The sequence below is a fragment of the Flavobacteriales bacterium genome, from assembly GCA_025210805.1.
Classification (GTDB): Bacteria; Bacteroidota; Bacteroidia; order Flavobacteriales; family CAJXXR01; genus JAOAQX01.
Genome location: JAOAQX010000028.1, coordinates 166,582 through 192,419 on the forward strand (window position 1 = coordinate 166,582; position 25,838 = coordinate 192,419).

The 25,838-nt window shown below is 33.4% G+C and carries 26 protein-coding genes; 19 read left to right on the top strand and 7 right to left on the bottom strand.

Going from position 1 to position 25,838, the window contains the following annotated elements; all coding sequences use genetic code 11:
* The gene (lipA, locus tag N4A45_11620) at positions 1–888 is read right to left on the bottom strand and encodes a lipoyl synthase (protein ID MCT4665871.1); all 888 of its coding nucleotides are present in this window, start codon (positions 886–888) and stop codon (positions 1–3) included.
* A 339-nt stretch (positions 889–1,227) separates the two neighbouring features.
* Between lipA and N4A45_11625 the strand changes: the two genes are divergently transcribed.
* The 19 genes from N4A45_11625 to N4A45_11715 all read left to right on the top strand — a co-directional run bounded on the left by N4A45_11625 (position 1,228) and on the right by N4A45_11715 (position 18,069).
* The gene (locus N4A45_11625; protein ID MCT4665872.1) at positions 1,228–2,298 is read left to right on the top strand and encodes a cytochrome-c peroxidase; all 1,071 of its coding nucleotides are present in this window, start codon (positions 1,228–1,230) and stop codon (positions 2,296–2,298) included.
* A 150-nt stretch (positions 2,299–2,448) separates the two neighbouring features.
* On the top strand, positions 2,449–3,903 hold the full coding sequence (gene gatB, locus N4A45_11630; protein ID MCT4665873.1) for an Asp-tRNA(Asn)/Glu-tRNA(Gln) amidotransferase subunit GatB: 1,455 nt from the start codon (positions 2,449–2,451) through the stop codon (positions 3,901–3,903).
* A gap of 3 nt (positions 3,904–3,906) precedes the next feature.
* Positions 3,907–5,022 carry an AhpC/TSA family protein gene (locus N4A45_11635; protein MCT4665874.1) on the top strand — a complete coding sequence of 372 codons (1,116 nt, stop codon included), beginning with the start codon at positions 3,907–3,909 and terminating at the stop codon, positions 5,020–5,022.
* A gap of 9 nt (positions 5,023–5,031) precedes the next feature.
* On the top strand, positions 5,032–5,811 hold the full coding sequence (locus N4A45_11640; protein ID MCT4665875.1) for a UDP-2,3-diacylglucosamine diphosphatase: 780 nt from the start codon (positions 5,032–5,034) through the stop codon (positions 5,809–5,811).
* A 428-nt stretch (positions 5,812–6,239) separates the two neighbouring features.
* On the top strand, positions 6,240–6,989 hold the full coding sequence (locus N4A45_11645; GenBank protein ID MCT4665876.1) for an alpha/beta hydrolase: 750 nt from the start codon (positions 6,240–6,242) through the stop codon (positions 6,987–6,989).
* A 10-nt stretch (positions 6,990–6,999) separates the two neighbouring features.
* On the top strand, positions 7,000–7,695 hold the full coding sequence (locus N4A45_11650; protein ID MCT4665877.1) for a helix-turn-helix transcriptional regulator: 696 nt from the start codon (positions 7,000–7,002) through the stop codon (positions 7,693–7,695).
* A gap of 149 nt (positions 7,696–7,844) precedes the next feature.
* Positions 7,845–10,691 carry an excinuclease ABC subunit UvrA gene (gene uvrA / locus N4A45_11655; GenBank protein ID MCT4665878.1) on the top strand — a complete coding sequence of 949 codons (2,847 nt, stop codon included), beginning with the start codon at positions 7,845–7,847 and terminating at the stop codon, positions 10,689–10,691.
* A gap of 4 nt (positions 10,692–10,695) precedes the next feature.
* Positions 10,696–11,691 (top strand): bifunctional oligoribonuclease/PAP phosphatase NrnA, encoded by a 996-nt coding sequence (locus tag N4A45_11660; GenBank protein ID MCT4665879.1) that lies wholly within the window; start codon positions 10,696–10,698, stop codon positions 11,689–11,691.
* Positions 11,684–12,163: an RNA methyltransferase gene (locus tag N4A45_11665; protein MCT4665880.1), complete on the top strand. Its 480-nt coding sequence runs from the start codon at positions 11,684–11,686 to the stop codon at positions 12,161–12,163. The genes N4A45_11660 and N4A45_11665 overlap by 8 nt, the downstream gene beginning before the upstream one ends.
* Before the next feature lie 91 nt (positions 12,164–12,254).
* A complete protein-coding gene (locus N4A45_11670) occupies positions 12,255–12,956 on the top strand; it encodes a DUF547 domain-containing protein (GenBank protein ID MCT4665881.1) in 702 nt (233 codons plus the stop codon).
* Complete coding sequence (locus N4A45_11675) at positions 12,957–13,463, top strand: rhodanese-like domain-containing protein (protein MCT4665882.1); 507 nt, start codon at positions 12,957–12,959, stop codon at positions 13,461–13,463.
* Complete coding sequence (locus tag N4A45_11680) at positions 13,456–14,118, top strand: TIGR04282 family arsenosugar biosynthesis glycosyltransferase (GenBank protein ID MCT4665883.1); 663 nt, start codon at positions 13,456–13,458, stop codon at positions 14,116–14,118. The genes N4A45_11675 and N4A45_11680 overlap by 8 nt, the downstream gene beginning before the upstream one ends.
* Positions 14,054–14,869: a purine-nucleoside phosphorylase gene (locus N4A45_11685; protein ID MCT4665884.1), complete on the top strand. Its 816-nt coding sequence runs from the start codon at positions 14,054–14,056 to the stop codon at positions 14,867–14,869. The genes N4A45_11680 and N4A45_11685 overlap by 65 nt, the downstream gene beginning before the upstream one ends.
* Before the next feature lie 456 nt (positions 14,870–15,325).
* A complete protein-coding gene (locus N4A45_11690; protein ID MCT4665885.1) occupies positions 15,326–15,841 on the top strand; it encodes a hypothetical protein in 516 nt (171 codons plus the stop codon).
* Between the two features lie 100 nt (positions 15,842–15,941).
* Positions 15,942–16,337: a hypothetical protein gene (locus N4A45_11695; GenBank protein MCT4665886.1), complete on the top strand. Its 396-nt coding sequence runs from the start codon at positions 15,942–15,944 to the stop codon at positions 16,335–16,337.
* 282 nt (positions 16,338–16,619) lie between these two features.
* Positions 16,620–16,847, top strand: a complete 228-nt coding sequence (locus tag N4A45_11700; GenBank protein MCT4665887.1) for a hypothetical protein — start codon at positions 16,620–16,622, stop codon at positions 16,845–16,847.
* 42 nt (positions 16,848–16,889) lie between these two features.
* On the top strand, positions 16,890–17,180 hold the full coding sequence (locus tag N4A45_11705; GenBank protein MCT4665888.1) for a hypothetical protein: 291 nt from the start codon (positions 16,890–16,892) through the stop codon (positions 17,178–17,180).
* A 23-nt stretch (positions 17,181–17,203) separates the two neighbouring features.
* Positions 17,204–17,404 carry a hypothetical protein gene (locus N4A45_11710; protein MCT4665889.1) on the top strand — a complete coding sequence of 67 codons (201 nt, stop codon included), beginning with the start codon at positions 17,204–17,206 and terminating at the stop codon, positions 17,402–17,404.
* 236 nt (positions 17,405–17,640) lie between these two features.
* On the top strand, positions 17,641–18,069 hold the full coding sequence (locus N4A45_11715; GenBank protein ID MCT4665890.1) for a hypothetical protein: 429 nt from the start codon (positions 17,641–17,643) through the stop codon (positions 18,067–18,069).
* Positions 18,070–18,282: 213 nt separating this feature from the next.
* Here N4A45_11715 and N4A45_11720 read toward each other — a convergent pair whose 3' ends face one another.
* The 6 genes from N4A45_11720 to N4A45_11745 all read right to left on the bottom strand — a co-directional run bounded on the left by N4A45_11720 (position 18,283) and on the right by N4A45_11745 (position 25,163).
* Positions 18,283–19,317, bottom strand: coding sequence for a hypothetical protein (locus N4A45_11720; protein MCT4665891.1), 1,035 nt, complete (start codon positions 19,315–19,317; stop codon positions 18,283–18,285).
* A gap of 78 nt (positions 19,318–19,395) precedes the next feature.
* The gene (locus tag N4A45_11725) at positions 19,396–19,836 is read right to left on the bottom strand and encodes a hypothetical protein (protein MCT4665892.1); all 441 of its coding nucleotides are present in this window, start codon (positions 19,834–19,836) and stop codon (positions 19,396–19,398) included.
* A 26-nt stretch (positions 19,837–19,862) separates the two neighbouring features.
* Positions 19,863–21,056 carry an N-acetyl-alpha-D-glucosaminyl L-malate synthase BshA gene (gene bshA / locus N4A45_11730; protein MCT4665893.1) on the bottom strand — a complete coding sequence of 398 codons (1,194 nt, stop codon included), beginning with the start codon at positions 21,054–21,056 and terminating at the stop codon, positions 19,863–19,865.
* The gene (locus tag N4A45_11735; protein MCT4665894.1) at positions 21,049–21,624 is read right to left on the bottom strand and encodes a hypothetical protein; all 576 of its coding nucleotides are present in this window, start codon (positions 21,622–21,624) and stop codon (positions 21,049–21,051) included. The genes bshA and N4A45_11735 overlap by 8 nt, the downstream gene beginning before the upstream one ends.
* The gene (locus N4A45_11740; GenBank protein ID MCT4665895.1) at positions 21,621–24,587 is read right to left on the bottom strand and encodes a serine hydrolase; all 2,967 of its coding nucleotides are present in this window, start codon (positions 24,585–24,587) and stop codon (positions 21,621–21,623) included. The genes N4A45_11735 and N4A45_11740 overlap by 4 nt, the downstream gene beginning before the upstream one ends.
* Before the next feature lie 3 nt (positions 24,588–24,590).
* On the bottom strand, positions 24,591–25,163 hold the full coding sequence (locus N4A45_11745; protein ID MCT4665896.1) for a non-canonical purine NTP diphosphatase: 573 nt from the start codon (positions 25,161–25,163) through the stop codon (positions 24,591–24,593).
* Between the last annotated feature and the right edge of the window lie 675 nt (positions 25,164–25,838).

Consider the following 25,838-nt stretch of genomic DNA (forward strand, 5'->3'; position numbering starts at 1 on the left):
CTACAAAATGTGTTTTTCTGCATGATAAGATGAGCGAACGAGTGGAGAACTTTCAAAATGTCGGAATCCCATTTTATCACCTATTTCTTTATATTTTGCAAACTGTTCTGGTGTGACAAAGTTCTCAACAGCTAAGTGTTTTGGTGTCGGTTGAAGATATTGTCCAAGGGTGATAATATCTACTTTTGCATTTTTGAGATCTTCTAAGGATTGAATAACTTCCTCTTCGGTTTCTCCAAGGCCAAGCATAATTCCCGATTTTGTTCTCTTAATACCTCCGTCTTTCAGGTTACGAAGAACTTCAAGAGATCGTTGATAACGTGCTTGAATCCTTACTTCTCTTGTGAGTCTTTCCACCGTTTCCATATTATGGGAAACTACTTCAGGATTTGCATCTATAATTCTTTGTATTTGCTCTTTTTTACCTTGGAAATCTGGGATTAAAGTCTCCATAGTAGTTTGCGGACTTACTCTTCTAATGGCTTTTACGGTTTCTGCCCAGATAATAGATCCACCATCTTTGAGGTCATCTCTATCTACAGAAGTAATAACGGCATGCTTTACTTTCATGAGCTTTACAGACCTTGCTACTTTTTCGGGTTCTTTCCACTCCACAGGTTTCGGTCTTCCTGTAGCTACGGCACAAAACCCACAAGAGCGTGTGCAAATATTTCCCAAAATCATAAAAGTAGCAGTTCCTGCTCCCCAGCATTCTCCCATATTGGGGCAGTTTCCGCTTTCGCAAATGGTATGTAGATTATGCTTGCTTACTAGCCCTCGCACATTTTTATAGCTCTTCCCAGTAGGGAGTTTTACTCTTAACCATTTTGGCTTACGCTTCATTAGGTTATCTTTCTGTGCTTGTTGTTCTTCGGTTGCTCTAGACATTTTCGTATCTTTGAATCTGAAGGCAAAGGTATATAAAAAGCCTATGCTTTTTGGTTATTATGATACACAAAATAGGGTTCTCAATAAGAATCGTATCGTTGGGTACGAAATGAAGGTCATATTTCCTTCTTTGAAGAAATCGGATTTTTGAAATTGAGTAATAAAAAAGGCTCAAGTAATCTTGAGCCTAAAAGACAATGTCCCCAACCAAAAGGACAACAACCATAAGAAAATGAATATCAGTTTTAAAACTAATACTTTCCAAATATCAACGTTTCAAACTGATCAAACAATGACAATTATCATTTTGCCCATTTTTTATCTGAAAAAAAGAACTTTATGAAAAAGTATAGATTTATTTTACTCATTTTTCCATTGCTCATTGCCTGCAACTGTGAAGAAGATCCGAAAGCCGATGAATTTAAGACAACGCCTTATGCATTAGATATTTCTAGTAGCTTGCCAAAATATAATAAAAACCTACTTTCCCTCAATAGAGAAACGGTTACCCTAGGAAAGAAGTTGTTTTATGATAAAAAGCTCAGTGGAGACAATACTATGTCATGTAATGATTGTCATAAACAAGAATTTGCCTTTGGAACAAACCTCAAGGTAGAAAAAGGTATTGATGGAATTGCTGGGAAAAGAAATTCCATGCCTTTATTCAATTTTGTATGGAATAATAAAGATCTCTTTTGGGACGGAAGAGCAAAAAATCTTGAAACACAAGTAACCATGCCCGTGGAAGATCCAATCGAGATGCACGAAACATGGGAAAACGCTATTACAGAACTCAAGGCAGATGCAGAATACCCGATTCTTTTTAAAAAAGCATTTAATATCGAACAATCAGAAATAAGTAAAAAATATGCCGCAAAAGCCTTATCTCAGTTTCTTTTCACTCTTATTTCAGGAGATAGTAAATACGATAAGTTTATACGGGGAGAAGTTGATTTTACCGATGATGAAATAGCCGGTTTAAATTTGTTTAGAATAGAAGGACCAGAAAATGGTTTGCCTGGCGGAGGAGATTGCTTTCACTGTCATGTAGAACCACTTTTTACTGACTATGTTTTTAGAAATAATGGATTGGATCCAGAAAGTCAATGGACAGATCTAGGGAAATATAAAGTATCTAAGGATCCAGATGATAAAGCAGTTTTTAGAACACCCACGCTCAGAAATATAGCCTTAACGGCACCCTATATGCACGATGGTAGGTTTCAAACCTTGGAAGAGGTTATTGAACATTATAACTCAGGAGGACATGGTTCTTCTACCACAAGTGTGTTGATGGAGCACCAAGAAAATGGATTGCAGTTAACTGCAGAAAAGAAAAAACAATTAATTGCCTTTTTGCACACGCTTACTGATGAAAAATTTATTACAAACCCTGAATACAAACCTTAAAAAGTTTTTTTAAGATAAAAAAGGTTTTAACAAAAAGCTAAAAACAAATTGAGCACCCTAAGCCGTTTATTTATTAAATTTGTAGTTTGCTAAAAAGTAGAATCAAAAATCTGTGTAAAAACACAGACGAGATAAATATAAAAAGACGCTTTGGAAAAACTAAAAAATTCTGATTACGAACTTATTGTAGGTCTTGAAATACACTTACAATTAAAGACAAAATCTAAAGCCTATTGTAGTGATGGTTATGAATATGGAGGAGACCCTAATACTCAAGTTTCACCAATAAGTTTGGGGCATCCAGGGACTTTGCCTGTTCCCAATATTGAAGTAATTCATCATGCAATCCGATTGGGAATTGCTACAAATTCCCAGATCCGAAAGGTAAATGAATACGCCAGAAAAAACTATTTCTATGCCGATTTACCTAAAGGATACCAAATTACCCAAGACAAAACACCCATCTGCATAGATGGACACCTGATGGTTAATGATGCAGAAGGAAAAGAAATAAAAATCGGGATTACCAGAATTCACATGGAAGAAGATTCTGGAAAATCTATTCACGACATAGATCCATTTGATTCTTTAATAGATTTGAACCGTGCAGGAGTTCCTTTATTAGAAGTAGTATCGGAGCCTGATATACGTTCTGTAGAAGAAGCATATAATTACCTTTCAGAAATTAGAAAAATTGTAAAATATCTAGATGTTTGCGATGGTAATATGGAAGAAGGTAGTATGCGTTGTGATGCAAATATTTCTGTAAGAAAAAAAGGTGAAGACACACTTCGGAATCGTGTTGAGGTAAAAAACATGAACTCTTTTAGAAATGTGCAAAAAGCCATTCTTCACGAGGCAAATAGACAGATAGATTGTTACGAAAACGGGCAAGAAGTGGATCAAGAAACAAGAAATTTTGATACCAATAGTGGAACCACGTCTGTAATGAGAAGTAAAGAAGATGCTCACGATTATCGCTATTTTCCAGAGCCAGATATCTTGCCAATTATTGTAACTGAAGAACGTATTGATGAAGTAAAGAAATCAATGCCAACACTTCCAAAAGTTCTTTTTGAAAAATACACTACAGAATATCAACTGTCTGATTATGATGCAAATCTTCTTACGGAGGAAAGAGATATGGCTTTGTATTTTGAAAAAATCATTAGTTATACAGAGAATTATAAATCAGCATGTAATTATTTGATGGGATCTGTAAAGTCCTATTTGAATGAAAAAGCTATAGATATTTTAGAGTTTCCACTCGAAGCTTCTAAAATTGCTGAGCTCATCAAGTTGATTGATGAAGGGAAAGTTTCTCATACAGCCGTTCAACAAAAGCTTTTTCCAGCCATGGTAAACGCTCCCCTAAAAGGAGTACAAGAACTTGCAGAAGAACTTAATATTATCCAAGATAGTGATGAAGATTCGCTTAAAAAGATCATTGAAGGTGTAATAGAAAATATGCCAAATGAAGTCGAAAGATTTAAAAATGGCGAGAAAAAACTTCAAGGACTCTTCATGGGGCAAATAATGAAAGCATCCAAAGGAAAAGCAGATCCAAGATTAACAAGTAAATTATTAAACCAATTATTAAACTAGAAAATGAAAAAAGTTAGCATCATATTTTCACTCATTCTTTTATCCATTATAGCTTCTTGTGGAGGAGGAAAAACAGAGTCAAAATTCAATACAAATATTGCGGTGGAATACGCAGAGGCAGATACGGCAATCTTGATTCAAATAAATCCAAAATCAGCGATGCCAATAGATACCCTCTATTTTACGGATAACCGAGCAAATTATGGATTTGATATTGATACTCCAGGGTTTTACTCTTTGATTTTTAATAATAAAAAAGCCACAACGCTTTTCTTGGAGAAGGGAGATGATATTTCAATAAAATCTTCGGAAAACGAAAAGGAAAATTTTGTAATCAAAGGTTCAGAAACCTCTCAAAGAATAGAACAATTATTCTACTACCAAGAAGAATATCAAAAGAAGCTTAAAGAAATGACCGAAGCGAGTCAAGCAGATATGATGAATCTAAATAGAGATTCATTTATGCTGGCTGTTGGAAGTGTGGATAGAGGTTTTAAAAAGCAATTGCGTTCTTTTATTGAGGAAAAACCAAATTCTCCTGCAGCTCTTTTGGCTATTTACCAAGGAAATCGTGAAGGATTAGTTTTTGATTTATTTCAAGATGTTGAATTGTTTGAATCTGTGCATAAAAATATTTCTGAGGCAAAACCAGCCTTAAAAAGTCATTTAGATTTTTTAAAGAAAAATATAGACAAAACGATTGCTCCAAATTTCACCTTGCCTGATACAAAAGGGAAACAAGTTTCTTTAAAAGAGTATGAAGGAAATTGGATCTTTGTAGATTTTTGGGCATCTTGGTGTAAGCCATGTAGAGCTCAAAATCCTGAATTGGTAAAAATCCATAAGGAATTCCCGGATCTTAAAATGGTTTCGGTATCATTAGATGGTTTGCCAAATCAAAAAGATCCTAAAAAAGAATGGCTTAAGGCGATTAAAAAAGATAAACTTTCTTGGGTAAATCTTTCGGATCTAAAAGGAGGAAATACAGAAGTAGTAAGACTTTATGAATTCCAAAGTATTCCTATGAAAGTACTGATAAATCCTCAAGGGAAAATCGTTCTAAGAAACGGATCTTTAGAGACATTTCGTAGTAAGCTAAACGAGGCTTTTAATAAATAAGCATTCTTTTTGGCAAATAGCAAGCAAAATATTTATCTCGCTTCCGATTTTCATTTTGGGGTTCCCAATTATCAAGAAAGTCTTACAAGAGAGAAAAAGGTCATTCGTTGGTTAGAATTTATTGAAGATAAAGCCAAAGAGATTCATCTTGTAGGAGATATTTGGGATTTTTGGTTCGAATATAAATACACTGTACCTAAAGGGAATGTAAGACTTTTGGGTACATTGTCAAGACTGATTGATCAAGGAATAGAAATTCATTTCTATACAGGTAATCATGATATGTGGACTTTTGGTTATCTCGAAAAAGAGATTGGAATGAAAGTCTATAAAAAACCTCAAGAATTCACCTATTTTGGCAAAAAATACCTCATCGGTCATGGTGATGGATTAGGTCCTGGTGATCGGTCTTACAAAATGCTTAAAAAACTGTTTGCAAATAAGTTTCTGCAGTGGTGTTTGGCAAGGCTTCATCCTAACTTTGTTCTGTGGATTGCTTCTTATTTCTCCAAGAGAAGTAGAGTAGCAAATGTGGAAAAAGATAAAATTTTTCATAAAGAAGAGGAATGGTTGTATCAGTATTGCATAGAAAAAAACCATAAAGATTTTCATGATTTTTATATTTTCGGACACAGACATTTACCGATAAATATAGATCTTGAGAACCAAAGTAAATACATAAATCTAGGCGAGTGGATTAATTACTGCTCTTATGTGCAAATTACACCTGAGAATACCTCACTTTTATTTTTCGAATCTGAAAACGAAATGGTTTTTGGCTTAAATTGATTTAAAAGTTCCTTTCTTTTGAAATTCAGTTGTAATAGAACTAGAAAAAAAATACAAAAACTCAACAAGAAAATGTTGAGTTTTTTTTGCATAAAAAAAGGATGTCTCGCACCAAACATCCTTTTAAAACCAAATTACATTTTTAATTTGAATATTTTATTTAAACGTAATATCTAATTATACTCGTAATTCATCTAATAAAAAATTGCAAAATTCAATTCTCAAAGTTAATCCCTACTTGATCACGTTGTTTTAGTGAATTCAAAATCCTAAATATTACAGTGCAAATATATTAGGAGAAAAACATTAGAGGAATACCCTTTTTGGGGTATTTTTGTTTAGCATCCTTGTATCATTTAGTTAAAATATTGATATATAGGTTTTTGTATTTCATCGCGCATCTTTTAAATTTATTTATACCAAGAATTATGAAAGTAAAAGACAGATTAACAGTCATTTTTCTACATGGGAACTCATCTTCGGCAAAAATTTTCGAAGATGTAGTTAAGAGTCCTGTTTTGAAAATGGAGAAAATTGCTATGAGCTTTTCTGGACATGATCAAATAGATTTTATCGAAAAAAGACCTCATGGTTTATTGGAACAATATTGCCAAGAAGTACTAGATGTGACCGATAATATTTTAAATGATGTCGTTTTAGTGGGGAATTCAATGGGTGGTTATGTTGCTCTTGAAGTTGCAGAAAGAATAAAGAATTTAAAAGGCTTAGTGATTATGGGAACTGCTCCTATTACGGGCCCACAGGATATGGAAAAGGCATTTTTGCCCTCAGAGTCTTTAGCTATTTTTTTAAAGCCAGAATCTACCGAAGACGAAGTAGGACAAGCGATAGAATCTGCTGTTTATGACAAAAAAACAATTCCGTTTCATACTGAGTCTTATTTTCAAACAGACCCAAGAGTAAGAACATCTATGGGAATTGAATTAACGCAAGGGCAGATGAAAAATCAATTTGAAATCTATACCACATTGCCCATCAAAAAAATGATTATTCATGGAGCAATGGATCCTACACTGTCTATAGAATACCTTAAGGAAGTGGATGAAATTGCAGGAGAAAAAAGCCGCTTATCAATTTTAGAAAAATGTGGTCATTATCCTAGTATAGATGCACCATTGGACTTTATAAATAAATTGAATTCATTCCTAAGTGAGTAATATCTGGTAAATGAGCGAAGTAATTAAAAATCAACATATAGGAAATCAAATGCTCGCCATGAAAATGCGAAATTTGTATAAGGAAGATATCGATAAATTTAAAGATTTAGCCGATTATTTCTCCTTGTCCTATTATGTAAATGGAAGAAATGTTAAAGAATATTATGACTTTTCAAAACACTTGTACACCAAAGGACACAATGTAGAAAAATTGTTTGAAAAAGGATTTTCGTACCTCAAAGAAATATCAGACCAAAAAAGCTTAGAATGGACCTTAATAAAAACGGAACAGTTAAATAGATCAGAAGACTTCTTGTCTATTTGTAGTTACCCACAATTAATGGCTTTAGATAGAGAGCCCGAGGTAATTCTCACCAATAAGCTTATTTTGGACTCCGAAAAAAATATTAGTTTTTTGAATTTTATGTCGGAACTTGGTGTAATCGGAGAAATTATAAAAGAATTGGTGCCTAATCTTTATAAAGATAGAGAAAGATGGATGCTTCTTCAATCTCTTACAAAAAGAGAAAAAGATATCATTCAAGAATTAGCAACAGGAAAAAAACTCTATGATATTTCTGATGCTATGTGTGTAACAGAAAGTACGCTAAGAACACACAAAAAAAATGTCTATAGAAAGTTGGGAATTCACAACAGTAGAGAACTTGTTCGCTATGCTTTAATTATGGATTTGATTTTAGATTAGCTAAAATTCGTTTTAATTTTCAGAACTTTATTAAATAAAATTACGAACAGTTGTTCACATCTCAATTGGCATAACTATCTTTGTGGTTTGGTGAATTTAAAGATCTTCAAAGGATCATTCACTTCAAAAACAGAACCTTTCAATAGAAGATGACATTGGATAATAAAGAACAATACCTCGAAGTCTTTGGTGCTCAAGAGCACAACCTCAAAAATATAGATGTATCCATTCCTATGGATAAACTGGTAGTAATTACTGGGCTTAGTGGAAGTGGAAAATCTTCTCTTGCTTTTGATACGATTTATGCAGAAGGGCAAAGGCGATATATCGAAACATTTTCTTCCTATCTCAAGAATTTTTTGGGAAATATGGAAAGACCCAAAGTAGATAAAATCAATGGTTTGAGTCCTGTGATTTCTATAGAGCAAAAATCTACGAATAAAAATCCTAGATCTACTGTGGGAACCATTACGGAAATCTATGATTTTCTTCGTTTAATGTATGCCCGTCTTTCCGACGCTTATTCCTATAACACAGGAGAAAAGATGGTGCAATTTTCTGATGAAGAAATTTTAAAGAGAATCAATGATCGTTTTCAAGGTCAAAAAGTAGCGATTCTTGCACCAGTAGTCAAAAACAGAAAAGGACATTATAGAGAGCTCTTAGAAAGTATTCGTAAAAAAGGATTCATTTTCGCATGGATCGATGGAGAAATGCGAGAACTGGAACTTGGAATGAAGCTCGATCGATATAAAAATCACGATATTGATATTGTGATAGATCGTTTGAGTATAAAAGCAGGAAATGAGGAACGCTTGAAAAGCTCAGTGGAATTGGCTCTCAAAAATGGGAATAATGTTTTAAGGATTTATAATTATGACAGCCAAGAACTAACCTATTTTAGTAGAGAACTGATGTGTTCTTCAACAGGATTGGCGTATCCAAGTCCAGAACCCAATAGTTTTTCTTTCAATTCTCCTAAAGGGGCTTGTCCTGCGTGTAGAGGAATTGGGGAAAAACATGTATCGGATATTTCTAAAATAGTTCCCGACGAAGAATTGAGTATTAAGCAAGGAGTAATTCAGCCACTTAAAAACAAGAAAAGTCTTTGGGTAAAACAACAAATAGAGGCTATTTGTAAACGTTTTGCATTCAAAGATACTACCCCTTGGAAGGAGATTCCCGAAGAGGGGAAAAATGCGTTACTTTATGGTTTCAAAGGTTCTGTAAAGTCTATAAATGAAGCCGTGGGTGTTCGCCAAGAAGTGAAAATTGATTTTGGTGGTTTTGTAAATTATATTCAAGAGCAATTTGAGCAAGAGGATTCTCAAAAAATTAAAAGAGAAGCATCGGAATATATTTCCAAAATAGCTTGTCCAGACTGTGGAGGTCAAAAACTGAAAATAGAATCATTACATTTTAAGATAAACGAAAAAAATATTGCCGAAGTATCTTCCTTAGATATTTTGACTTTAAAAAACTTTATAAAAGAAACAGAAGGAAATTTTTCTTCAAAAAAACAAAAAATTGCCGAGCAAATCCTTTTAGAAATCAATAAAAGAATAGACTTTTTACTTGATGTAGGGCTGGGTTATTTGTCTTTGGGTCGCCAAGTAAAAACATTATCAGGTGGAGAATCTCAAAGAATAAGATTAGCTACACAAATAGGATCGCAGTTAGAAGGCGTACTCTATATTTTGGATGAACCAAGTATTGGACTTCACCAAAGAGATAATACACGATTGATAAACTCTTTGAAATCACTAAGAGATATAGGGAATTCTGTGATGGTCGTAGAGCACGATAGAGAAATCATGGAAGAGGCTGATTATATCCTAGATTTAGGACCTGGGGCAGGTAAAAATGGAGGATCTATCATCGCTCAAGGAAAGCTAGAAGACATCATGAGAGATTCCCCAAGTACGGGAGCGTATCTCAATTTTGAAAAATACACACCACTTTCTCAAAAAAGAGAAGGAAATGGAGAAATCATAGAACTGATAGGAGCTACAGGGAATAACCTCCAAGATGTGCATCTCAAATTACCACTAGGAAAATTAGTGGCAGTTACTGGAGTTTCAGGCTCTGGAAAATCTACCTTAATCAATGAAACCTTATATCCTATTCTAAATCATCATTTTTATCGAGCGGTTAAAAAACCGATGCCTTACAAAGAAATAAAAGGGATAGAAAACATCGATAAAATAGTGGATATAGATCAAGCACCTATTGGGCGTTCGCCAAGATCAAATCCTGCAACTTATACAGGAGTTTGGACACCCATAAGAAAATTATTTGCAGAGGTTCCTGAGGCAAAAATTAGAGGTTATAAAATAGGACGTTTTTCTTTTAATGTAAAAGGAGGACGCTGTGAAGAATGCCAAGGAGGTGGGCAAAAACTCATCGAAATGAATTTTTTACCAGATGTATATGTTCCTTGTGAAACCTGTAGAGGAAAACGCTTTAATAAAGAAACGTTAGAGATTCGATACAAAGGAAAAAACATCAACGATATTTTGGAAATGAGTATCAAAGAAGCTGCTCAATTTTTCGATCAAATTCCTTCTATCTACCGTCATTTAAAAACCTTAGTTGATGTGGGGCTAGGTTATATCCATCTAGGACAATCTTCCACAACGCTTTCTGGAGGGGAAGCACAGAGGGTGAAACTGGCATCAGAACTGAGTAAAAGAGATACAGGTAAAACACTCTTTATTCTTGATGAACCTACAACAGGACTCCATTTTCAAGATGTTCATGTTTTAATGGAAGTTCTTAATGCTATTGTGGACAAAGGAAATACCGTAGTGGTGATAGAGCATAATATGGACGTGATTAAAAATGCTGATCATATTATTGATTTAGGACCAGAAGGAGGAGATAGAGGAGGAGAAATCATGGCAGAAGGAGACCCTTATGAATTGATGGAAAAAGACACGCTAACTGCCAAATACCTCAAAGAAGAAATAGAAAAACACTTAAAATTTGCCAAATAAGCTTATGCTAAAAATATCATTAGATCAAGTAGAAAATATTGTTTGTATTGCTCATAAAGGACCCGATGGAGATGCTGTAGGAAGCACGGTTGCACTAGCCTCTTTTTTAAACAAAATGGGAAAGAATGCACAGGTCGTTTTGCCTAATCCAGCACCACCATATTTGCAATTTATGCCAAAAACTGATAAGATTATTAATCATGATAATCATCCTGAGCAAGCTAAAAAACTCCTTGCAGAAGCTGATCTTATTTTTTGTTTAGATTTTAATACTCCAGCTAGAGTAGGAACTCTAGAAAAGGCTTTGGTAGAAAGTAAAGCATATAAAGTGATGATAGACCATCATCTTTATCCTGCGGATTTTTGCAATGAAATAATTTCCAAACCCGAAATTTCTTCAACTTGCCAGTTGGTTTTTGATTTTATGGCAACTATTGATGAAACATTGATCTATGATCAAGAGATTATGACTTCCATTTATACAGGGATTCTGACAGATACAGGTTCTTTTAGATTTAGTTCTGTAGATGGAAGAACTCATGAAATAGCACAAAAATTTATTGACAGAGGCTTTGATCATGAACGTATTCATCGGGAAATATTTGATCAAAACAAGATTGAAAGAATGAAGTTGATGGGATATTGTATCCATCAAAAAATGGAAATATTGGAAAAAGAGTCATTGGGAATTCTGACAATTACTCAAGAAGAATTAAATGAGTTTTCTTGTGAAAAATCGGATACTGAAGGATTTGTAAATATGCTTCTTTCTCTAGAAGGAGTGGAGGTTGCAGGATTTTTTATCCAACAAGGAGAAATGACAAAACTCTCTTTTAGAGCAGTAGGAAACTGGAATGTAAACGAAATAATGAGTGAATATTTTGAGGGAGGCGGACATAAAAGTGCCGCTGGAGGTCAGTTTAAAGGCAATCCTGAGGAAACAGTGCATTTTTTCTATGAAAATGTTCTTCCTACACTTTCAAAATACCATCATGAGTAAAAAAGAAGAGCGTACCCAAGCTTTTGGAGAGAATGGCTATTTCGGAATCGGAATTGTGACACCAAAGAACGAGTATAATATTGGCTCTCTTTGGAGAACAGCTTATTTAATGGGAGCAAGCTTTATCTTTACAATAAAAAAAAGGTATAAAAAGCAAAGCTCCGACACTACGAAATCTTGGACTAAAATACCTCTTTTTCATTTTGAAGATATTCATGATCTCAAAAAACATTTACCTTACCAATGCCAGCTTATCGGAGTAGAAATGGCAGACAATGCTCATTGGTTACAGGATTTTGAACATCCAAAACGTGCCATTTACCTTCTGGGAGCTGAGGATACAGGTTTGCCCAAATATATTGCCCAAGAATGTCATGAGCTCATCAAAATCCCATCAGTTTTAGATCGTTCATTAAATGTTGCAAACGCAGGCTCGGTAATTCTTTATGATAGATTAGTAAAAACAAAGTGATATTTATCAAATGGTTTTATGTCATTTTTTAAAAAGAATGTAAGGCATTGTATTTTGAAAGGACTAAACGATAGTTTTAAACAACAAGAAAATGAAAAAATTAGTATTAGCCCTTTTGCTACTTGTGTCTCAACTTGGAATGAGTCAAACAAGTATTTTTAATGAATTATTGAATAAACATGTTAGTTCTCAGGGAAAAGTAGATTATGCAGGACTTCAAAAAAATGAAGCAAAGCTTGATAAGTATCTAGATTACTTATCAAACCTTAATATGGATGGATGGAATAAGAAGAAAAAAATGGCAACACTAATGAATGCCTACAATGCTTATACCATCAAATTGATTCTAAAAAATTACCCAACAAAAAGCATTATGAACATCAAAGAAGGGGGTAAAAATGCTTGGGCGATTCGGATTGCCAAAATAGGAAATAAAACCTATACTTTGGATGAACTAGAAAATAAAGTACTCAGAGTAAAATATTTTGATCCTAGAATTCATGTAGGGGTAAATTGTGCGGCAAAATCATGTCCGAAATTGCATAATAAAGCCTTTACAGCCGCCAATATGGACAGAGAGTTAGATCAATTGATGCGTCAGTTTATTAATGACTCATCTAGAAATATGATCTCTAAGAATGAAGTAAAACTGTCGAAGATTTTTGAATGGTACCGTGTAGATTTTGAGAAAAAAACGAGCCTTATTGAATATATTAATAAATATTCTCGTACTGCCGTGAACACAAATGCCCAGACAAAGTTTATGGAGTATAATTGGCAACTAAACAAATAGATGAAACAGTTTTTTCTACTTATTTTTTTAGGATTTTTTTCTGTAAATCTCAGCTTTGGTCAAAGCAAAGAGTTTTGTGCAACAATAGATAACTTGTTGAGTTTTTCTGTGGACACCATAATGCCCCAGACATTGGCAAATAAAAACCTGAAAGATTTTATCATATTAGATACCCGTCAAGAGAAAGAATATCTCACAAGCCATCTAGCAAATGCTCAATTTGTAGATTATGATCGTTTTGATATTGCAGATTTCAAGAAGAAAAACCCCAATACTTTTAAACCCGTTTTGGTGTATTGTACAGTGGGTTACCGAAGCGAAAAAATAGGAGAAAAACTCAAAAAAGAAGGTTATCGTTTTGTCTATAATCTATATGGAGGAATTGTAGAATGGAAGAATCAAGAAAATCGTATCTTGAACCTACAAAACAAAACCACAGAAGAAGTACATACGTATTCCAAGGAATGGAGTAAATGGCTATTGAAAGGAATTAAAATTTATGACTAAAAATCTCATCATAGTATTTGTGAAAAACCTCTCTAAAGGAAAGGTGAAAACTCGGTTAGCCAAAACAATTGGAGACGAGAATGCCTTGAAAGTTTATAAAGCTTTACTAGAAAAAACACAAACTGTTGTAGAAAATTTATTGATCGATTCACAAGTGCATTTTTCAGAAAAAATAGCGGATGAAAATTGGGATTTGTCTCAGAAATTTGTACAAGTTGGAGATGATTTAGGAGCACGAATGCAAAAAGCTTTTCAAGAAGCCTTTCAAAATGGGTATGAAAAAATTGTATTAATTGGTTCTGATCTTCCCAGTATTTCATCAGATTTTATTCAGGAAGCCTTTCAAGTTTTAGAACAAAAAGAACTGGTATTTGGTCCTGCAGAAGATGGAGGATATTATTTGATTGGAATGAAAAATATGTACAAATATCCGTTTGAAAATAAAGCTTGGAGTACGCCCAGCTTGTTAGATCAAACTAGGAAGGAATTAGCACATAAAAAGATTTCTTACGGTTTACTTTCCACCTTAAACGATATTGATACCTTTGAAGACTTAAAACAGTATCCAGAATTTTTAAACATAATCACAGATGTTAATAAAACAGTTGGAAGAAACCAAAAAGTTTCTACTCTCACAAGAAATTTCGGCACCTGAAATAGGAATTATCCTTGGAACAGGGCTCGGGAAATTGATCGACCATATCCAAATAGAAAAAACAATCCCTTATGAAAAAATTCCACATTTTCCACTTTCTACAGTGGAGAGTCATAGTGGAAACCTTGTTTATGGAACATTAGAAGGGAAAAAAGTGATGGTAATGCAAGGGCGTTTCCATTTATATGAAGGATATTCTTTTCAAGAAATTACTTATCCAGTACGAGTGATGAAATCATTGGGAGTAAATACCTTATTGCTTTCTAATGCAGCTGGAGCCTTAAATACCGATTTTAAGAAGGCAGAAATCATGCTTTTGGATGATCATATTAACCTTCAAGGCGGAAGCCCGTTAATAGGAAAAAATCACGATGAACTCGGACCTAGATTTCCAGATATGGCAGAGCCTTATACTTTGGAACTCAATAAAAAAATGAAAAGAATAGCCCAAGAAAAGGGAATTCAACTTCATGAAGGTGTTTATGTGGCTGTAGCAGGGCCACAATTGGAAACCCGTGCAGAGTATCGTTTTCTACACAGAATAGGAGCAGATGCCGTGGGAATGAGTACTGCCCCAGAAGCCACCGTAGCAGTGCATGCAGGAATGCAATGCTGTGCCGTTTCTGTTCTCACAGACGAATGTGATCCCGATCATCTTGAAAAAGTAAACATCGCAGATATCCTTGCCGCAGCTGCTCAAGCAGAGCCCAATATGATAGAGTTGTTTAAAGGATTGGTAAAAGAAATTTAGCAAAGTCTAAAAATATCGATAGCATTGAAAAGCTCAGTTCCTAGAATTGAGCTTTTTTTTTGAGATCATTTTATGATTAGGAACTATATTAAGACCGTTGCAAGCTAAGTTAAAGATATTGCAGAATATATGCCAGATTCACATGATTTTATAACAATAGGCGGTAAGGGAGAAGCATTTTATTACGTAGTTCAAACCATTGATATTTGGGAAGAACATTTGGAGAAATTGATATTTTTGAAATAGTACCCTAGATTGAGCCAGTTGAACAATACTTCAACTGGCTTTTTAGTTTTTAGAATATTCTTTAAATGAAATAGATTTCGATAATTCATGTAAATTTGGTTTGATTCTCAGTGTTTTTATGTTTTTTTTATAGTTTGGGAAATTGAAAATTGGCGGTGGCTAAGGAGAGAAATTTGGTAGACTAATTCAGAAAATTTTATTGTTACAATTATGAGATTATTTGTACTAATATTTTTGGTTTATTTCAATTTAGGATGTAAATCTGAAAAAAGAGGAAGTTATGAATTACTTGCAGAATACATTGCTAAAAATGAATTTTGCATAGATTTTTATGGTGGAGCACGTGAATGTATTAGTTTCACACAGGAACCAATGTATATTCCTATCGATTTTTCAATTAATAAAACGGATAGTAGTATCCTATTAAGAGAAATATTCAATAATAATTTTGGTGGTCAAAATCTAAGTATTCAAAGCAGTTTAGAATTAATAGAATTTCTTAACAGCCGAATCAAGCTATATAAAATGTTGAGTCGTCATTCAGTAAAGGTTGTCAAAACGGCATCTGAAGCTACTCGGGAAATTAGGTTAAGTCCTGTTTTTTATCGTAATAGAAATAAATTTGTGTTTATGACAGTTACTCGACAGGAGTTTGCAGAGAAGTGGTTTATTCTATTTAAATTTTCAGAAAATGGGATAAACACTCATGACATGTGTTTGTCATGAGTGATCACTAATAAAGAACACAAGCAAAGTAAATGTATATTGCTCATGCCAAACGACGTTTAATTATGCATTAACAGAAAAATAAATTAATTCATCAATTATGGATATAAACTTTTTAAGTGCTAGATTCTTAGTACTAAATGTTTCAGGTTTGCAATTTGACTTTTCTAGAAACAACAATGGTTCAATTTTATTGCAAGTTTTTAAAGGTTCTGATATTAAAAGATGGAATTGGAAATTAGATTGTTTTCCAACAGATATTGTTTTTATGTTGCATTTTCATAAAGATAAGGATGATAACGAAGCGAGCTTCAATCGTTTTGTTTCAAATAAAATTTTTGAAAACTATCAACTAGGAAAAGTAGATTCAATTCCTGTTTTCTTTCGTGTTATAAGAAATGTGATTAGTGCTAACGAACTTACTCAAGAGATTAAGAAAACTATTAAGGTTATTTACGAAATAGACCAATTCTCTTACGAATTGAATGCTTGGTGAGATAACGGAGAACTAAGTACAAGTCATTCATAATGATAAATTTTCGATATTTTATTTAAATTTGGTTTGACTCTCAGTGTTTTTATGTTTTTTTTATAGTTTGGGAAATTGAAAATTGGCGGTGCGGGAACTCTTAAAAATAAAAATCGATGATAAGAAAACGATGTCATATTTGATACCGATAACTTGTTCTATGCTCATTTATTTCACTTCATTCATAAGGGAGTTTTCAAATGTGTCGGCATTATACAAAAGAGTAAATAACATCATAAATGGTCTTTTATGGAATTTTTAGATGATTCATACGAATATGATTTTTTAGGTATAGAAGATGGTGCTTATGTTTATAGCTTCGTTAGTGTTGGTGCAACGGACATAATAAAAAGAGTGTCTTTAAATCCATTGTATGAAAGCGATATATATAATTTAGGATTTGGCAATTTAGAATTTATTGATAATGAGTATGTATTTAATGATAGATCACTTGATAACAACAAAGACTTTCATTAGGTATTATGTACAGTTTTCAATTGTTTAGTTCACTTTTTGAGATTGAATAATTCAGCACAGGTTGTTTTCTTTGGTAATACAAAACATAAGCATTTGTTGTATTTAAGGAAAATTACCGCCAATTATGAAAGCTTGAGTAGGATATTTACCGTTAGAGGTGGGATTTTACGTAATCATATATCTCTTATTGAAAGACTTGATGAGTCAAATAGAACTATTATTGAAAAAGGGATTGGCGAAAGTATTTTAGACGAGTTAGATATAGGAAAAATTGAGCGTTTCGATGTTTTAAATAGTCGGGACTATCACTTTGTAATTATTGGTTTTGAGTAAATTATTAGTAAATTTGTATTATCATGACAAAGAACGAGCAGTACGACATATTAATTAAAAAGTTCAATAGTAATGAAGACTATCGAGTAGGGAGTAATGTTTCTAAGTCAGATGATATTAAGGCAACTGTGCAATATGGTAAAAAGAAATCAGAACCTTTTAGAAGGTATTTTTCAAAGCCTGAAAATGTTGAAAAGTTCAAAAAGATGTTATCTGAGTCTTAGATAAAGAAAACATAAACGATAATTTAGAAGCAGTGATTTTGATAATCATTGCTTTTTAGTTTCTATCTGTTGAGTATAGTAAGGTTTGTTCTCAGAGTATCCACACCTTGTCTTGAATATCGGGAAATTGAAAATTGGCGGTGGCGGAGTAGTGGGAGAAATCAAAAATAAATCTCATTTTTTATCATTATTAATTTTTTAGATCAATGAAAAAATCATTTAATAAAGTTTTTGCGATGATGCTGATTTTGGTTAGCTGTTGCTCTTCGAATGATTTGTATTTTTTAGAATCAGGGCGTTGTATTTCCGTAATAAAAAAGAATGATATATGTTATTTAGTTCCTTATGAATATCATGAGAAGGAAGTGCCTAAGCTTAATTATATTAAATGCTCCTGTCATCATTCATTTACATTTTATTTTGATAAGTCAAAGGAAAACGAGGTAATATTGAGAGACGAAGGAAGTATTTATGATAAAGTTCCATACGAAATTAGCACTTCAAATAATCAAATATTAAAATACGATGAAAGTATTAGAAACCGTATTTATCCTAAAAAAACAGTAAGATTCAAAGATGTTAATTCCAATATAGAGTTTATCTCAATTGATTTACATGAAAGATATGCCAGTAGTTTATATAAAAACAGAATAGCGCCTAGATAGTGGTGTAAACCAGTATGGTCTGATTGAATGACAAATAATCCTAAAAAACGACCACGCTACAGCAAGGAATAACACACCGCAAATCGCTCTACCAATTTTTAATTGGTGCTGTTATAAATGTCAAAACAATGAAAAGGTTCTAAGAAAACTCCCAAAAAAGAAAGCAAACAAAAAAATAGATAACAAGAAATTCGACTTTTCTTGAAAATTTATTCACGGATAATATTCTTCTTCTAAAATTTGGGCGACAAGCTCAAAAATCTCATCATGAAATTCGTGAACTCCTTTATTTTTCATTTCATTTTGAATGATTTCAAGGGGAGTAGCTTTTCCTAAATGAAAGAAAATAAAATTTAAAATGGGAGCAGGTATGATTTCAATAAGGTGTTTTTTTCTTTTTTGAAATAAAGCAAAAAAACCTAGGAAGATATGAATTAGAACTCCTAAAATAAGACCTATCAAAAGAAGAATCCAGCGTTGAGGTTCTATACTAAGGTCTTTTAAAAAGATCTCTTGTTGAAGGAATTCTTCGAAATTCAAGTTGTTAATCTCTTGTTTGGTAAAGAAGAAATAACTCATGATCCAGCCAATGTGCGTTCCAATAATTTGAAAAGAAAAAAGACGGATAAGCTCTTTATGTTTAACGATGTGGCAAAATTTTATAAGGAAATGAAATACGGCAAGAATTATAAGGAGTGTTATTATCTCAAAAACAATTGGAATATAAAATCCATTGTGAAAACTAAAACCTACAAGAGTAGATAATGATACAATAGAGATGATAACAAGTGCGTAGGCAAGAATACTTTTACTTTTTTTTATTTTTTGAGGTGTAGGGAGCGTGTCGGGTACTTCATAAGTAAACCAAAAATCTTGTTCTTTTCTTAATTGAATTAGGGAACTCTCTGTTTTGTGTTTTTTTTCTAAAGCTTTAAATGTTTCAATAAACTCATTAACTCGGAGAGAATTCCGACCTCTATCCCACAGAAAAGACTCAAGAGATTTACTGGTAATGTGTAATTCTTGATTGATAATTTTAATAGAAATTTCTTCTAAATCTTTATTTCTTCTTTTCCTAATTGCCAGGAAATTTTCTTGATTACACGCTGTGATGATCCAACCAAGATCTTCAATTGATTTTTTTATTAGGGAGAAAATGTATTTTTTAGGCGATTGATAAAGAGTGCGGTCTGTGTGTTTTAGACTAAAGCCAAAATGATGAATTCTTTTATTATTGTTTATCTCCATGGCATAAAATTAAATAAAAAAAACTCACTTTGAAATGATATTCTAAGTGAGTTATTCTATGGGTAGAGCAAACTGAGGCTATTGAAAGATCAAAGTAGAGTCTCCTCGATTAATTCTAATATTGTTTCCATTACCATTTTCAAGCGTATCACCATCACTAAAGATTGCATCGAATTTGAAATTAGAATAAAAGTTGATGTATTCAAGATCAAATCCACCTTGAAGTGCTTTTCTTTTGTTTCCGTCTTTTTTAATTTCCAAGTAATGCGGGCTATTCGAACCTAAAGGATAATATCCTGCCATTCCTTTGTTTCCTCCTCTTGAGATAAAGAAGTGAAGTGAATCATTTCCTGCTGCACCATAGATCTCAAAAGTAGAGTCGGTGTAGAATGAGGTATAAGTTGTGACAGTTTTCATGTCATCATTCCATTTATATGAAAAAGATTCTTGTCTAAGATCTTCTTTTACACAAGAAATCGCCGCAATTAAAAGGGCAGAGAATAGTACAATTTTTTTCATCGAATAGTATTTTGCTCCCAATTTACTTATTTTTTATCTTTTGTTCTTCCTTTTTGATATTTTTCGCATTCTTCCATGCTCTTTTGTATCAGATTATAATAGACTTCTTCATAATCTGGAACAATATTTTGGATATCAAAAGTTTGGGCATGAGCCAATGCATTCTCTTTAAAATGCTGTAGTTTTTCAGGGCATCCGAGAATATGTTTGGCCGCTTTTGCCATTCCTTCAATGTCTCCTACAGGTAGGGTAAAACCTGTTTTTTCGTGGATATTTACTTCGGGTAATCCTCCTGTGTTTGTAGATACTACAGGAACAGAACATGCCATAGCTTCTAGTGCTACGAGTCCAAAACTTTCTGTTTTGGAAGGCAAAAGCATGAGATCACAAACCGAAAGAATTTTAGGAACTTCAAGGCTTTTACCCATAAATCGAACTTTATCGGCAATATTGAGTTCTCTACAAAGTTTTTCTGCTCCTTCTCTGCAAGGTCCATCACCCACCATGATGAGTTTTGAAGGGACTTCTTTTTGAACCTCGTAGAATACTTTCACAACATCTTCAATGTTTTTTACGGGGCGGAAATTTGAAATATGCACCAATAATTTTTCACCATTGGGTGCAATCGCTTTCTTGATTCTTTGTAGTTTTTTAATCACACGATACTCCTCTAAGTCAATAAAGTTAGGGATCACATGTATTTTATCGGGCTTTACATCAAAATAGGAACAAGTTTCTTTTTTAAGATCATCAGAAACGGCGGTAACATAGTCTGATTGATTAATGGCAAAAGAAATAGCGGGTTTTAATAATTCAGATTTACCCACTAGTGTAATGTCTGTTCCGTGTAAGGTAGTAAAAAGAGGAATTCGGATCTGTTCTTGAAGCAAGATTTGCTTTGCCATAAACGCTACATAGGCATTGGGAATGGCGTAATGAACATGAAGAATATCTAGTTTTTCAAACTTTACAACATCCACCATTTTTGCTGCCAAAGACAATTCATATGGCGGAAATTCAAACAATGGATAATCAATAGAACTTACTTCATGGTAGAATACGTTTTCTTCAAAGACATCAAGGCGTACGGGCATTTTATAGGAAATAAAATGAATTTCATGTCCATGTCTTGCCATGGCTCTACCCAGTTCTGTTGCCACAATTCCAGATCCTCCGTAAGTGGGGAAGCAAACAACTCCTATTTTTAGCTTTCTATTCATTCGCTTTTTTATCTTCAAAATTTTTCCAATCTCCATCTAGCGATCCATTAGTATAATTGGCTTTGGCTTTGATATTTCCACTTGGGTAATATTTTTCAGCTACTCCGTGTAGTTTTCCATTATTATAATGAAAAACCGTACTCAAGGTTTGATCTTTGTCATCAAAGTACCAAAGTGCTTTTCCGTGCTTTTCTCCGTTTTTATAAACACAATGCTCTTGAATTCTTACTCCTCCGTTATAGTATTTGGTATAGTCTCCATCTTTCACTCCATTTTTGTAAGAAACAATCAACTCTCTGCTTCCGTTTCTTGAGAAATGAAATTGTTTCCCATCTAATTCACCATGCTGATAATTGTATTGTTTAATAAGATCTCCACGGTTATTGAGTTCCATATACAATCCATGGGCTTGTCCATTTTTGATATTTGCATAAGATTGCACCATTCCCCAATGATTATACTCTATTTGTGGTTCACTACTAGCTGTGGTTGGTGTTTCTTTTTGGTTACAAGAAATAGTTCCTAATAATAGGCTTACAAAAGCTATTTTGGTAAAGATATTTTTCATTTTTTGAGGCTTAAAAGTTTGTAAAATTCTTCTTGAATTTTGGTTCTAACATCCATTTTGACCAATTTAGTGTTTTTCATGCTAGGAAAAGTTCTATTGGACAAGAAAATGAATACCATTCCATTTTCGGGTTCAGCCCAAACCATGGTACCGGTAAAACCTGTGTGCCCAAAACTACGTTTACTGGCTTGTTCACAAGTAGGACCTCCAGGTCCTTCCTCCACTATGGGTTTGTCAAAACCTATGGCACGTCTATTATTTTCGTCGCAAAATTGACAGGCGGTAAAAGTTTCAATTGTCGATTCTTCAAAATATCTTTTTCCTCCATAATGCCCTTTGTTTAATAGCATTTGCATATACTTTGCAAGATCACGAGCATTGGAAAACATTCCAGCATGTCCTCCAATTCCACCTTGCATAGCAGCTCCCATATCATGAACATCTCCCACAAGTGTTTGGTGACGGAAATAGTCGTCTTTTTCTGTAGGAACAATAGTGTTTTTGGCAAATTTTTCTTTAGGAAGATAAGTTAAATGATCGGCTCCTATTTGAGCAAAAAGCTGATGAGATTCTTTTTTTAATGATTTTTTAAATTGCTTTTTTAGAACCCTTTTCATTAAATAGTATCCTAAATCGCTATAACGATATTTTTTCTCGTCTAAAAGTTCAGATTCTGCAATCCAATAATCCATAGAATCTAGATAGTTTTTATTCATAAACCATCCTTTTGCAACAGGAATAGTAAAGAGTCCACTTTTTTTCTTTTTATAGATTTTAGAAAGTGGTTTCTTTGTTTTGGTATCAAGAGTTTTAGCATAAAAAGGAATCCAAGGGCGAAGTCCAGAGGTATGGGCAAAGATTTCTCGAATGGTTAGGTCTTTTTTATTCGATTTTTTTAAGAAGGCATCAAGCTTCCCTAATCGATCATCTAATTTGAGTTTTCCTGTTTCTTCTAACTTCATAATAATAGGCATCGTACCTGCTATTTTGGTAATAGAAGCAATATCATAAAGGGAAGAAGTTTGTACTTTTTTCTTTTTCTCATAAGTGAAATGCCCGTAGTTTTTCTCAAAAAATACTTTTCCATCTTTAGCCACTAAGAGCTGACAGCCAGGAATAGCTTTTTTCTTTATGGCATCGTTTACGATAGAATCTACTTTTGCAAAATCCTTTTTTCGAAGATTAAAATCTAAGGGTAAACCTTGTTTTAACACATCCAGTTTTTTTGTTTCTATTCCAGCTCCTACTGAGTATTTTTCACTGATTCCCACAGGAAGTTTTCCCTTTAAGGTTCTTCCTCCAAATAGTGCTTCTGGAACTAGTTTTTGTGCTTCTTTATTATTTTGATAAGCAATTAAAATAGACTGATAACCCGATATTTTTTGTTTTCTTAAAGCATAAGGATTTGCAAAAAGCACCAAATGTGTTTTTGGATGTTTTGCTAGTTTTTTTAGGGCTTTTTGCTCCGTAGATGTCGTTTTATAAGGTTTCCAAGGGGAAGCATCAGATTTATGAATACTGAAAATAATTTCTTTGCCTTTATTTTTCTTTAGAAACGCAGGGAGGTTTTTGAAATTTGATGCGTTGAGATAAAATATAGAAGGTTTTTGATAAAAATTAAAAGCATCCAAATATTGTTTCACTCCATGTTCTTTTCCGCTGATTATAAGAGCGAAATTTTGTTTTTCAAGAGTTCTAAAAGGAAGAATATTTACTTTGTTTTCTAGTAAAGTCAAAGCATTTTCCATTATTTTTTCTTTTACCCAAGCAGCTTTTTCAAAATCCACTTTTTTAAATACTAAAGAATCTTTTTGATGATCTAAACCAATAAAGGTTTTCATTAAAAGTACTTTTAAAACACTTCTATCAAGTTTTTTAAGAGAATATTCACCATTTTGGATTCCCATTTTTACGGTGTCTATCACGGCTTTTACATTTTGAGGTAAAAGAAGTACATCGTTTCCTGCTTTCAGGGCTTCAAGTTCTAATCTACCATCCACAAGATGATCTTGTACACCACGCATTGCTAAGCCATCTGTCATGGTGAGTCCTTTAAAAGCAAGTTCGTATTTTAAGAGCGAATCTACAATATGAGGAGAAACAGATGACGGAAGTTGTTCTTTTTTGGTAATATTCGGGATATTCAAATGCGCCACCATAATAGAACTCATTCCTTGCTGAATGAGGTATCTGAATGGAATAAGTTCAATAGAGTCTAGTCTATTTCTTGTAAAGGGAAGTTTAGGTAATGTTTTATGAGAATCCATATCGGTATCACCATGTCCTGGAAAGTGTTTTGCTACGGTAAGAATTTTTTCTTTATCATGCCCTTTCATGTAGGCTGTTCCCTTTTTTGCTACATTCCAAGGGTCTTCACCAAAAGATCTTACATTTATAATTGGGTTGTTGGGATTGTTGTTTACATCAATATCTGGAGCTAAATTCATGTGAATTCCAATATTTTTGAACTCTTTTGCCATTTGCTCAGACGCCATCTCTACGAGTTTGTTATCCTGAACAGCTCCCATGGTCATCATCCATGGATACACAGGCATATTTTCTAGTCGCATAGAAGCGCCCCATTCTCCATCAATAGAAAAAAGTAAAGGAACTTTAGATAGTTTTTGATATTTTTTCATCAAATATTGCATATCTGGAGTGTTTCCTTTAAAAAAGGTAATTCCACCAATGCCATATTTTTTGATCAGATTACTGATTTTTTTTTCTTGCTTCTTGTTTTTTACAGACTCAGAGCGTACAAAACAAAGTTGGGCGATTTTTTCTTCCAGGCTCATACGATCTATTTGTCCAAGAATAAAATAAGATTCTTGTTGAATAAAGTCGGGTCCATAAGCTGATGCCCAGTCACTTTCAGGAATTTCTGAAGCAATGGTATGGGGCTTTTGAACCGCATGGATAAAAAGTATCCCAAGGATTAGGATGAATAATATTCTAAATTTCAATGTTTATTTTTTTAAGAAGTCAATGAGTTTTTGAACAGCCAAACCTCGATGACTGATTTTGTTTTTTTCTTCCAAAGTGATTTCAGCAAAGGTCTTTTGATACCCTTCTGGTTGAAAAATAGGGTCATAACCAAAACCATCTTCTCCGCATTTTTCATCCCTGATACTTCCTAGGACTTTACCTTCAAAAAGATACTCTTTACCTTCATGAATATAAGCTATTACTGTTCTAAATTGGGCATTTCTATTGTTGTGGTCTTTCAATTTCTCCAAAACCAAAGCCATGTTTTTCTCCGCATTTTTGTCTTCACCTGCGTACCGAGCCGACAAAACTCCTGGAGCTCCACCTAGGGCTTCAATCTCTAAACCTGTATCATCTGCAAATACTGGAAGTTTAAATTTTTCGGCAAGAAATTGAGCTTTTAAAAGTGCATTTCCCTCGAGGGTAGGGGAGGTTTCGGGAATATCGTCATTAAAACCAAGATCTTTTAATCCCATCAAATTGATATGATTGGGTAGAATTTTGGCTATTTCTTTTATTTTATTTTCGTTTTGAGTAGCAAAAAGGAGTTTCATAAATATTTTTTGGTAGTTCAAAATTAATTATTATTCATTAAAGAGCATGGAATATTTATTTGGCTTTGCAATATTTAATATTGTTGAAAAACTATTTAAACAAAATCACTTGGCTATTAATCGATACTCAGGCGATCTTAATTGATTGTGATTTGCGAGTATAAATTGAAATCCAGCTTCCATTGTTGAAATATTAAACTTTAGATTTTCCCTCTAAGAAGTTCCGAAATGGGTAGATGTCTTTTTGGTCAGTATAATATTTGATTTTCGTTAAGAATTTCCGACCCGAGGCGGGTAGCCGAACAGATGAACACCAAAATCTATAAACAATTGGTGAATAAGCCTTGGAGGAAATTTAGAAAATCAAATATGGTTTTTGATTTTTAATCAAAAAATACCTTCCAAAAAGTGCCCTTTTCGAATCACAATGATAATCAATCATTACTCTTTTCGTTTCTTTTGGGCAAGCAAAAGACCCGAGCGAAGCGAACAGATGAATTCCTTTAAAACAAACAATCATGAATAAATGAAAGTCCAAGCGACAGCGTCGAAGTTTGGGTTAGAAATTATTTAGGGAAAACATGCTGATAAGCATTAATTTTTTCTGTATGACTTGAATACAATTTTTCTGAGAATTCTGTTTTCTTTTAAGTTTTTCTAGTGTTTTATCTTGTG